We start from the raw sequence: 11995 nt of genomic DNA on the forward strand, positions 1-11995 counted from the left end.
TCACTTTCGCCGTGCGTGATCACTTGCGAGCCGTGGAATCGGCCTGGTGCTGTACCCCCGCAAGTCGTTTCGTCAGATCGGCCCCGATGGTGGAGATGTAGGGCTCGTCGACCATCGACAGATGGTCGCCGCCGACGTGCACGATCTCCAGGTCGCTCACCAGCGGACCCCAGCCGCCGTGCTCGTCGACCTTCGCCCACTGCGGATCGAGTTCGATGGCCCCGTCGTGCATGCGGTCCGCGCGGTAGAGCACCACCTTGCCGTCGAACTCCGTCGGCGCGATGTTGGTCAGCGCGCGGTTGTCCAGGAAGGACGTCCGCTGGTGCTCGATGATGCCGCCCGGGATCTTGGTGGTGCTCATGGACATCATCTCCATGATGATCTGGAACTGACCCTCGTCGTCGGCCTTCACCAGTCGGTCCATCGGGATGGGCACATCATCATCGAGGTCGTAGTTGCGGATCGCGAAGTTCTTCCAGCGTTCCAGTCGGGCCCGCTTGGTGTCCTCGTTCTCGATCGTGCGCTCAGCGGGCATAACGGCGTCGATGAGTCCGACGAACGCCACGTCCTCGCCCTCTTCCCGGAGGACCTGGGCGCATCCATAGGCGAGACCGCCGCCGAGTGACCAGCCGACCAGCACGTACGGGCCGTGCGGCTGGACCTCGCGTAGTCGCGGGAGGTACTGCCGCACACGCTCTTCGATGGTGCCCTCGACGCGGTCGAAGCCGATCACCGGTTGCGAGTCCGGCAGACGCTTCAGCAACGTCTCGTAGGCCGAGGTGTTGCCGCCGGCCGGGTGGAACAGCAGGACCGGCGTCGGGTCGCCCGCAGTCGGGTCGTAGCTCCGCTTGCCGTTCGGCACCAGCCGCAGGAACCGCAGGAAGCCGTCGGTGTCGGCACTCGCGTCGAGGTACTCGCGAACATAGTTCGACATGTCCTCGATGGTCTCCGAGTCGAGGATGTCCTCGACGTCGATGTCGCCGCCGGTGCGCTCGTTGAGGCGATCGGTGAGCTTCTGCGCGGTCTCCTCGTCGAGGACGGCCAGCTTGTTGAAGATGCCGCCCGCGGACTTGCCCGCGACCACCGCGTAGGCGCCGAAGGTCAGACGCTCCGCGGCATCTCGCGGCGGTACGTCCGACCCCGCGGCCTCGGCGACCTTTGCCTGGTCACCGAGATCGGTGGCAGGTGCAGTTGCTGCCGGGCCAGCATCCGTGGGCGTCACCGCAGGCGCAGCGGTCGCGGCGGGAGCAACGGTCTCGGCGGGAGCAGCGGTCTCGGCGTCCGCAGGTGGCGCTCCACCGCCCTCGATCATCTCTGCCAGCGCCGCGGTGTCGATGTCGCCCTGTCCCGCCGATCCCTCGGCCAGTGCGGCGACCTCGTCGCGGTGCTCCACCGCGTAACTGACGAACTTGACGACGTCGGAGAGATCGGCGTCGCGCATCGCCTGCAGCTGCAGCTGGGGGATGTCGAACTCGTACTCGACGCGGTTCTTGATCCGCACCGCCATCAGCGAGTCGAGCCCGAGCTCGATCAGCGGGATCTCGCGCGGGAGGTCGGCAGGGTCGTAGCCCATCGACTCACCGACGATGGTGGCCAGCCGATCCTCCACCGACTCACCGGAATCGGGCGACCAGCGGCGACCGATGTCCTCGACCACCTCGTCGTCGACCGGCAGCGGCGAGCCGTCGGCGACACCGCCTGCCGGCGCGGCCTGCACGGCGTCCTGGGTCTCGCCGGTGGGAAGAGCCGGGGTGGCCCCGCCGGCGAGGGCGCCGGTGACCGCGGCCTCGAACAGCAGCCGGAAATGGTCACCGTCCTTGGCGTGCACCGCTACCGCGGCACCGCCCGGATGGCGGGTCAACGTGGTGGTCAGCGTGCCGGTCTTCGGCAGATCCGCATACGACTGTGCCGCACCGACGGTCGCGTCGGAAAGCACCTGCGCCGCGGCGGACTGGACCAGCGCGCGCGGATCGGTGACAACCGAGGCGTCGACCTCCCACGCATGCCGACCGTCGGGCAGCGAGACGTGCGAGCCGGGGGCCCGCCCTGCCGAACCGCCACCGGACACCGACGCGGTGAGCCAGAACTCCTTGCGCTCGAAGCGGGTTCGCGGGATGTCGGCGAACGACCCCTTGCCGAACAGCGACGCGACGTCGACCGGGTGCCCGTGCACGTAGAGCTTCATCAACGCGGTGACGAGGCCGATGCTCTCGTCCTCCTTGCGCTTGAGCGTCTCGATCAGTTCCGCATCGTGCAGACCCAGCGAGAAGGTCACCGCTGCAACGGATATGAGCACGGCCGGGTTCGGCGACAGCTCGATGAAGGTGCGATGGCCGTTCTCCACCGACTTCGCGATGGCCTGGGAGAACCAGACGCTGTGGCGAAGACCCTTGGTGAAGTAGTCGATGGTGTGCACCGGGTCGGAGCCGGCCCGATAGAAGGTCTCCCGGTCGACCGAGCTGTAAAAACCGACGGTGGGACGCTGCGGCTCGATACCGGTGAGCTCGTAGGAGAGCTCACCGAGCAGCGGATCCATCTGCGAGGTGTGGCTCGCGCCCTTGGTCTGCAGCTTGCGACCGAGCTTTCCCTCGGACTCGGCGCGCTCGACGATGGCGTCGACCTGCGCCTCGGGTCCGCCGATGACCGTGTGGGTCGGTGCGGCGTAGACGCAGATCTCGAGGTCGGGGTAGTCGGTCAGGACGTCGGTGATGTCGTCGGCGCTGTACTCCACGAGTGCCATCAGCCGGATGTCATCGCCGGAGAGCGTCGACTCACCCTCACCCATCAGGCGGGAACGCTGACAGATGACGCGGGTGGCGTCTTCCAGCGACAGGCCCCCGGAGATGTAGGCAGCAGAGGCCTCACCCATCGAATGCGGAACCAGCACACCGGGTTCGGCGCCATGATGGCGGAGTGTGTCGGCCAGTGCGACCTGGATCGTGTAGATGCCGACCTGGGCGGTCTCGATCCCGTAGGTCTCTTCGTCGTCGAGGAACTTCTCGACGATCGAGTATCCGAGCTCGTTCTGCACGAACTCGTCGACACGGTCGGCGTACTTCGCGAAGATCGGGTTCTCGGTGTAGATCTGCTTGGCCATCTTGCGGTGCTGGGACCCGAAACCGGACAGCAGCCACACCGCAGATGCGGCATCGGGAGAGTCGACCGACAGGACGAGGGGATTCACCTTGCCGTCGGCCACCGCGCGCACACCGGTGAGCGCGTCTTCATGGGTGCGGGCCAGCACCACCGATCGCGAGCGGCCGTGGTTGCGGTGCGCGAGCGCACGGCCGATGTCGGCCAGCGGCGTCGCGCGCGCCTCGTCGGTCTCGAGCCAGGCGGCGAGGTCCTCGGCGGCCTTGCGGCGACGTGACGGGATGAACCCGGACAGCACCAGCGGGACCACGCCACCCTCGACCGCGGCGGGCGCGAAGCCGTCGGTGGGATCGACCTCGACCTGAGCGGCCGCCGCGGGCGCGGCTGTGGCCTGCGCCGCGAGCACCGCGCGCTCGGCCTCGGTCAGGTAGTCATCGTCGTCGTCTGCATCTGCATCGACCGCCGCGACCTGTGCTGCGGCAGGCTGCACGGCGTCGGCGGGGATGGTCTCGACCAGATCGGTGGGGAGCACCTCGCGCACCACGATGTGGGCGTTGGTACCGCCGAAGCCGAAGCCCGAGACACCGGCGATGGCGTGACCGCTGTAGCGCGGCCAGTCGGTTGCCTCGGTGGTGACCTTGAGATTGGTCGCCTCGAACTGGATGTACGGGTTGGGCCCGGTGTAGTTCAGCGACGGCGGGAGGGTGTTGTTCTGCAGCGAGAGCACGACCTTGGCCAGCGCGCCGGCGCCGGCAGCCGACTCCATGTGACCGAAGTTGGTCTTGGCCGAGCCCAGCAGCATCGGCGCGTCAGGGGTACGACCACGTCCGACCACACGCCCCAGCGCGTCGGCCTCGATCGGGTCACCCAGCACGGTTCCGGTGCCGTGCGCCTCGACATAGTCGACCGTGCGCGGATCGATGGCCGCGTCGGTGTACGCCGAACGCAACACCTTGACCTGGGCCTCGGGATTCGGCGCGGGCAGCCCGTTGGAGCGACCGTCGGAGTTGACGGCCGACCCGGCGATCACGGCCAAGACCTCGTCACCGTCGCGGCGGGCGTCGGACAGACGCTTGAGGATGAACAGACCGCCGCCCTCGGCGCGGATCATGCCGTCGGCGTCGGCCGAGAATGCCTTGATCCGGCCGTTCTTTGCCTGCGCGCCGATCGAGTCGAACCCGAGTGTGGCCGCCGGCGTGATGAGCATGTTGACGCCACCGGCCACGGCGACGTCACTCTCCCCGGTACGCAGGCTGCGTACGGCCTGGTGGACGGCGACCAGCGACGACGAGCACGCCGTATCGATCGCAACCGACGGGCCGTGGAAGTCGAAGTAGTAGGAGACGCGGTTGGCGACGATCGACGTCGAGGTGCCGGTCAGCGCGTAGGCGGCGGTGTCGGTCGCGCCGTCGCCGAGTCCGAGCGTGGCCAGCAGCTGGTAATCGTTGGTGGAGGTGCCGACGAAGACGCCGACCGCCTCGCCCTTGAGGTCGCTCGGCGGGATGTGGGCGTTCTCCAACGCCTCCCAGGTGAGCTCCAGCACCAGACGCTGCTGGGGGTCGACCATCTCGACCTCGCGCGGGCTCATCTGGAAGAAGTCGGCGTCGAAACCCTTGACGTCGTCGAGGTAGCCGCCGTGCACGTTGGCCGATTCGATGACCTCGCGCAGCCGCGGGTCACCGGTGAACTCGGTCCAGCGGTCGGCGGGCAGGTCGGAGATGCCGTCCCGGCCCGAGATCAACGCCTCCCAGGTGGACTCCGGGGTGGCACCCGCCTTCGGGAAGCGCGTCGACAGACCGACGATCGCGATGTCGTCGGCGCTGTCGCGCTCGCGGATCCAGAACTGGTCGGCCTCGAGGTCGAGCCCTGCGTTCGGATCGCCCTCGATGATTCGCTTGGCCAGCGACGCGATCGTCGGGTGCTGGAAGACGACCGTCGCGGTGAGGATCACCCCGGTCTTGTCCTCGACGTCGGCACCCAGGGCGACGGCGTCACGGGAGCTGAGCCCGAACTCCTCCATCGGCCGGTCCTCGGAGATCTGGGACTCCGGGATGCCGGTGGCCTCCGCGACCCACGAGCGCAGCCAATCACGCAGTTCGCCGACGGTCAGATCCCCCGCGGTCTCCCCATCGGTGGGGACGGCCGTGCCGGTCGTCTCGTCGCCGACCGGGGTGGTGTCGCCGGGCTGATCCTCATGCAGTTCAGACATCATTTCCAGACTACTGATCGGGCACACCGCACGGGGGTGGCCAGGTGGATTCGTGGCTCGGCGACCCGTGCACCCGCACGGGTCGCACTCCATGTCCGGTCACCCGCCGCTTCCCACGAGCTGTGTGGGACGCGGTCGGCGACCATCGGCAGACCCTGAAGACGGATCAGCTCTCCGCGTCCGGGAACGCAGTCTGCTTGTACCCACCGCGCAGGGTGCCGTCGATGTAGGCGGCCTTGGTGGCCCGACGTGCGATCTTGCCGCTGGACGTGCGCGGGATGGACCCGGCGGGCACCAGCAGCACGTCGCGGGTCATCACGCCGTGTCGCTGCGCGATGGCGGCGCGCACGGTGTCGGCAGCTTCCTGCGGGTCGCTCTTGCGGCCCGGACCACGCTCGGCGACGATGACCAACTGCTCGGAGGCATCGTCGACGTCATAGGTGAGTCCACCGGTGGCGAACTCGAAGACGTCCTGCGGCAGTTGGTTGCTCGGCACCGCGAAGGCGGCGACGAAGCCCGGGCGCAGCGCGTCGCTGGCCTCCTGCGCACTGAACTCGAGGTCCTGCGGGTAGTGGTTGCGACCGTCGACGATGACGAGGTCCTTGACCCGGCCGGTGATGTAGAGCTCGCCCTCGAGCCAGACCCCGTAGTCGCCCGTCCGCATCCAGTGTGCCCCCTCGGGAGCACCGTCGGAGTGGCTGTTCTTGGCCAACGGGTGGTCGAGGGTGTTCTGGAACGTCTCCTCGGACTCGGCAGGCTTGTTCCAGTAACCGGCGCCGATGTTCAGTCCGTGCAGCCAGATCTCGCCTACGTGGCCGTCGGCCTGCTCGGTCGAGGTCTCGGGGTCGACGATCGTCGCCCACTGGCTGAGCGCGACCTGGCCACAGGAGACCTGCGCGACGGCGTTCTCCGCGTCGGCGTCGACCAGCGTGAAGCGACCCGCGTTGAGCTCGCCGCGGTCCACGTGGATGATCTTGGCCTCGTTGTCGCGCTTGGTCGCCGACACGAAGAGCGTGGCCTCGGCCATGCCGTAGCACGGCTTGATGGCCGTCTTCGGCAGACCGTAGGGGCCGAAGGCCTCGTTGAACTTGCGCATCGAACTCACCGTCACCGGCTCCGAGCCGTTGATCAGACCGATCACATTGGACAGGTCGAGTTCTTCACCCTCACGCGGCAGACCGCGGGCGGCGGCGTGCTCGAAGGCGAAGTTCGGCGCGGCGGCGTAGGTGTCCGCACCGTCGGCGGCAGCAGCGAGCTCCTTGATCCAGCGCCCCGGACGGCGCACGAAGGCCGCCGGGCTCATGATCGTGATGTACCGGCCGCCCAGCGCGGGCAGGATGACCGTCAGCAGTCCCATGTCGTGGAACATCGGCAACCAGGTGACACCGCGGGCGGTGGGGCTGATCTCGATGGTGTCCTTGATCTGCAGGACGTTCGCGGCGACCGCCTGGTAGGTGATCTCCACGCCGGCAGGCACGCGGGTGGATCCCGAGGTGTACTGCAGGTAGGCGATGGTGTCCTTGTTGTGATCCTTGCCGGCCACCGGGGCGACCCAGCTCGAACCGACCGAATCCGGCACGGCGTCGACCGCGATGACGCGGGGACGTTCCTTGGCGGGCAGCGGCTTGAAGAAGTCGCGGACCGCCTCGGCGGACTTGGTCGACGTCAGGATCGCCTTCGGCTTGCAGTCACCGAGGACGGCGTGCAGACGGTCGGTGTGACCCGGCTCGTCCGGCGAGAACAGCGGCACCGCCACGTTGGTGGCGTAGAGCGCGGCGAAGAACCCGATGACGTACTCCAGCGACTGCGGCGCGAGGATCGCGACGCGGTCACCCGGCTCGGTGACCTGCTGCAGCCGGGCGGCGACGGCACGGAGCCGCTTGCCGAACTGGGCCCAGGTCAGGTCCTGCGGCTCACCGTCACGCTCGCGGCTGTAGTCGATGAATCGATAGGCAAGGGTGTCGGCCTGCTCGCGTACGTTCTGCTCGACGTAGTCGACCAGGGTGTAGTCCTCCGTGAAATGGAGATTCCCGGTGTCGTCGAGGAACTGTTCGAGTTCAGTGCTCAGCATTTATTCTCCTGTGTCCCCCACTTGGGCAGCGCCCCCTGGGCTCGCAGTTCGACGCCCCCGCTGTCTACTGCGCAGCACCACGCTGCCTGCATTCGGCCGGCCCCCGTGGTCACGGTAACCAGCTCATGTCGGAATCGAATCGGTCGGTGTCGTCACGTCTGTCTTCGTCGTGGTGCACATCGTCCCGGCGGATCACGCCGGATGATTCACCACGATGTCCTCCTCGTTGGCACGAGATCGACGGTCATCCTACTCTCCCTTGAGAATCTGGATGACGGGCGCAAACGCGTCCATCTGGGTCGGGAACACGCCCACGTAGGACATGGAGGTCCGGCGCCGGACCTCTCGGATCTGGTCGGCGATCTGTTCGAAACTGCCGATGGCCAGGTAGGGCGACGACAAGATGTCCTCGACGGTCAGCTGGGTGTCGTGCGCGATGTTGGGCGGGTAGCCCTGTTCGAGCGCCTTCAGTGCCATTTCGGCGGTCGCCTCACGGTCGTCGGTGATGACGATCGTCGCGATGGTCCAGTTCAGCTCGATGTCGTCGAACCGCTCACCGGCGGCCTCGCGGATGCGGTCGACACGCTCGATGGTCTTCTCGATGGTCATGTCCGAGAGACGCAACTTGCCCTCGGCGGTGGTCGTCGTCGCGACCGAGATGATGTCGGCGTACTTCGCGGCCAGGGCGAGCATCTTGGGTCCACCACCACCGACGGCGATCGGCGGGCGAGGTCCCTGCCGCGGCCGAGGCGAGCCGACCAGGCCGTTGATCTGGTAGAACTCGCCGTCGAAGGTGACCTCGTCGCCACGGAGCAGTCCGTCGAGGATGGTCAGGGCCTCGTCGAGCCGGCGGATTCGCTTGCCCGGCGACTCGAACTCCAGCCCGGCCTTGTCGAACTCCTCTTTCATCCACCCTGCGCCGATGCCCAGCTCCAGACGTCCCTTGGACAGGACGTCGATGGTGGTGGCCTCCTTGGCCAGCAGGGCCGGATGCCGCCATCCGTTGGCGAGCACCGAGGTGCCGAGGCGGATGCGGTCGGTGGCCTGGCTCAACGCACCGAGCGCGGCGAGCGGACCGACCTGGTTGCCGAGGTGGTCGGGAACGGCGAAGGTGTCGTATCCGTACTCTTCGGCGGTCTGCGCCAGCTTGACGAACTTGCGCGCCCCGCCCTCGTCCTTGTTTCCCTCGCCGCCTGCCCCGAATCGGAACTTGCGGGGCTCCTTGGCCCCGGTGGTACCGGTCGGCTCTTGGCTCATCGATGTACTCCTCGTCGGGCTGGTCGGCGCCGACCCGCACGCACGGGCGGCTCGCGTGGGCACAGACCTACTCGGTCCCCCCGGTCAGGTCTTCTCGGGTCCGGACGATCGACGCTCGCCGTCCTCTGAACAGACTCCTCTGAACAGACGAAGGGATCCCCGGACCGGGCAACACGTTAGTGCAGGTCGGTCGATGACCCAAACCCCTGCCCGACGTATCAGCGCATGTCAGGCCAGAACAGTCGCTCGGTCCACGTCGCCGATGCTCAGTTGTGCGCCGGGCGGGGCGCCTCGTCGATGACTCCGTCGGCCCATCGGTACATCCATTGGGTCGCACTCTGGCCGTCCAGTTCCCAGTAGCGGGTCGTCGCGTACATCGCGTGCACCGGGTTGTTGGCGGCACCCGCCAATTGTCCGATGGCCCGCAACGGATTGGTGACCGTCGGCGAATCGCAGATGAGATCGCCCCCGGCACAGATGGACTGGACGCGATCCTGCAGAGTGCCGAATCCGCCGTTGCGCGGACCGGTCATGCTGATGCCCGGCACGATGTTGCCCATGCCGCCGAGAGCGACCTCGGCACCGACGCCCTGCGGTGACGGCCCGATGTCGTTCTGTTGGCCGGCCTGTCGTCGACCGTCGGCGATCAGTCCGACCCCGAGCACGAGGTCCTGATCACCGGCGTCCAGGACGCCGCGGCCGTTGCCGATGTTGCTCGCGAGATCACCCGCGATGACCGCACCCTGGGAGAAGCCCATGATCACGTAGCGCGTCAGCGGACACTTCTTGTTGGTGTCGATGATCTTGCCGGCGGCGCGCTTGTATCCCTGTGTCCGCGAGACGTTGTAATCGGTCTGGCGATCGGCGAGGTTCGTGGGATTCCGGAACTGCGCGACGTACGGCACGGTGTACACGCTGGTCCGCGATGTGGGGAACTGCTTGTCGAGCGCGGACGACACCCGCAACATCAGCGACCGCGGGTTGCTGGTCGGGTTGTACGGGTCGTCGTCGGCCGCCGATTCCCAGGTCCCCGGGATCACCAGGGTGAGGACGTCGGGACAGTCGGCCGACTGCGCGTCGGGGCGTTCCCTCGGCTCCGATGTCGACGGACCTGTCGGACCGCCCGGCAGCCGCGGCGGGCCCGGTTGGAGCAGGACGACGACCAGGATCACGATCAGGACGATCGCGATCAGGGCCAGCAGCGCCAGGAACAGGACGAATCTACGGATGCGGCGGGGTTTGCCGCGCTGAGCTGCCACGGTCAGCAGTAGTTGTCGTCGGCGGCCTTGATCACCTTGTCGGCCTTGGTGTTCGCTTCCGCGACGGTCTTGGTGCCCGGGCCGACGGACGCGGTCACGTACGCCTTGACCGTGATCGGGTCGGTGCCCTTCTTGCGCTCACTGCAGATGTACTCCGCCATCGTGAGCGCGATGTTGTTGTCGGTGTCGCCCATGAACTCGACACGCTGGGACTTCAGGGCCGCGAGATATTTCTTGCCCTTGTCGGTCACCGGCTGTCCGTTCGGCCCCGGGAAGTTCTGTGGCACCGATGTGCGGGTGTTGGCCGCGGTCGCGGGGAGACTGCGGCTACCGGTCTCGTCGGATGGGGTCGCGGCCGGTGCAGACGCCTCGCTCGAGGCGTCCGCGCTCTCGCCGGAGCTGGACGGCGACGAGTACATGGCGGTGGTGGTGACCGGGTTGCTGGTGATCGGAGCGGTCGCGGTGGAGTCGTCGGAGCAGGCCGACACCGACCCGACCGTCAGCGCGACTCCGGCTGCCAGCATCGCCAACTGGAGAATCTTCCTCATCGTCACTTCCTCGTGATGCCGCGTCGTCTCGGTGCGGTCTCTCGTCGATCCGGCGTCGTCGTCACTGACGACGACGGCATGATCCCGGCGGGTCCGCGGGCGTCGGAAACCTGTTCCGGCGCCGTTGCATCCGCCCTGCGTCAGGCTACCCGCTCGCCGGGGTCGCGACGCCGTCACCGACGTCGCGACCTGCGGAAACGCTTGGATTCCTCAGCGAGATCTCAGCCCTCGCTCACCTGACTCCTCGTTCTGGCCGGGATTCACCGTCCGACGCGTGCACCGTCCTTGGGCGTCCAGGTGATGATGCCGCGTTCGAAGGTGGTGAATCGTCCCTTGCCGTCGCGCGTCGGCAGCTCGTCGCTGGTGGGCTTGCCCAGGCGCCCCCCGGGCCCACCGGCCGCCACGTAGGCGCCACCGATGCCGCCGCCGACCATCTTCGGACCCTTGGGACCGCTGATGATGCGAGCGTTGCGGAAGTCCTGCGCCTTGCCGCCGGGCACGCCGTACTCCGGCGTCAGGCACTCGCCGAGCTGGCGGCGGTTGGCGTCGTAGACCTTGCGGAAGGCGTCGGACACGCGGCAGGCCGGACGGTCGCCGGCGAGCCCCAGCGCGCTGGCCGCCTGGGGCCAGGACTGGGTGAGCTCGAACTGCCAGTACGGCCAGGTGTGGGTACCCGACGGTCGGTACACGGCCTGTCCGGGGATGCCCTTCTGGTTGAGCCGGATCGCGAACTGCTGTGACGTGACACGACTCAGGATCTCCAGACCGACGCCCGAGTAGTTGGTGGCCAGCACGGGGATGTCGGATGGCTTGTCGTGCGGACCGACGAGTCCGTTGCCCGACGAGATGTACAGGCTGGTGCCCTGCAGCTTGTCGGCGAGCACGTACGGGTCGTGCTCCTTCCAGGCCGGGTCGCTGGGCGGCCCGAACATCTTCATCGAGTCGTATCCGCCACCGTCACGCAGAGCGAATTGGATGGCCTGCGGCATGCCGTAGGAGGTCATCTGGAGGATGCCCGAGTACGACGCGGCGAACTTGTAGAAGCCGGGGTTGCGCGCGGCCAGCATCATCGCGGCCGAGCCGCCCATCGACAGACCCTGGATGCCGCGGACGTCGGAGGAGCGCCACTGTCCCTCGAGGACGGGCGGTAGTTCCTTCTGCAGGAACGTCTCCCACTTGTAGTTCTTGCCCTTGTCGGGCGACTTCCAGTCGGTGTAGAAGCTCGACTCGCCACCGATCGGCAGGACGACATTGACGTTCTTGTCCTTGTAGAAGTCCTCGATGTTGGTGTTGATGATCCAACCGCTCTGGTTCTCCTGCGCACGCAGGCCGTCGAGCGTGACCAGCTGCGGGAACTTGTCGCGCGGCTTGGAGTTCCAATCACGCGCGAGCAGGATCTGTACCTGGACGTTGATGCCCATCGACGGCGAGTGGACCCACAGGGCCACCCGACGATCGGAGTACCAGAACGAGTTCACGACCTTCGCCGGCTCGGCAGCCGGGGCCGCCGCGGGTGCAGCGGGTGCCGCGGGTTCGGCCGGGGCGGGCGAGCGCGGTG

At 67.6% G+C, this 11995-nt stretch carries 6 protein-coding genes; all 6 read right to left on the reverse strand.

Annotated elements, in window-relative coordinates:
• Positions 1 to 19 precede the first annotated feature (19 nt).
• Positions 20 to 5302, reverse strand: a complete 5283-nt coding sequence (gene pks13, locus GS4_RS23780; protein WP_040511733.1) for a polyketide synthase Pks13 — start codon at positions 5300 to 5302, stop codon at positions 20 to 22.
• Positions 5303 to 5468: 166 nt separating this feature from the next.
• A complete protein-coding gene (fadD32, locus tag GS4_RS23785; RefSeq protein WP_007625439.1) occupies positions 5469 to 7373 on the reverse strand; it encodes a long-chain-fatty-acid--AMP ligase FadD32 in 1905 nt (634 codons plus the stop codon).
• A gap of 249 nt (positions 7374 to 7622) precedes the next feature.
• Positions 7623 to 8630, reverse strand: coding sequence for an LLM class F420-dependent oxidoreductase (locus tag GS4_RS23790; RefSeq protein ID WP_007625440.1), 1008 nt, complete (start codon positions 8628 to 8630; stop codon positions 7623 to 7625).
• A gap of 266 nt (positions 8631 to 8896) precedes the next feature.
• Positions 8897 to 9889 (reverse strand): cutinase family protein, encoded by a 993-nt coding sequence (locus GS4_RS23795; protein ID WP_007625441.1) that lies wholly within the window; start codon positions 9887 to 9889, stop codon positions 8897 to 8899.
• 2 nt (positions 9890 to 9891) lie between these two features.
• Entirely contained in the window at positions 9892 to 10437 is a 546-nt protein-coding gene (locus tag GS4_RS23800) for a DUF732 domain-containing protein (protein ID WP_007625442.1), read from the reverse strand.
• Positions 10438 to 10697: 260 nt separating this feature from the next.
• Positions 10698 to 11995, reverse strand: a 1298-nt coding sequence (locus GS4_RS23805) for an alpha/beta hydrolase-fold protein (protein WP_007625443.1), incomplete at its 5' end; no start/stop codon positions are given.

Source organism: Gordonia soli NBRC 108243, assembly GCF_000334455.1.
GTDB classification, from domain to species: domain Bacteria; phylum Actinomycetota; class Actinomycetes; order Mycobacteriales; family Mycobacteriaceae; genus Gordonia; species Gordonia soli.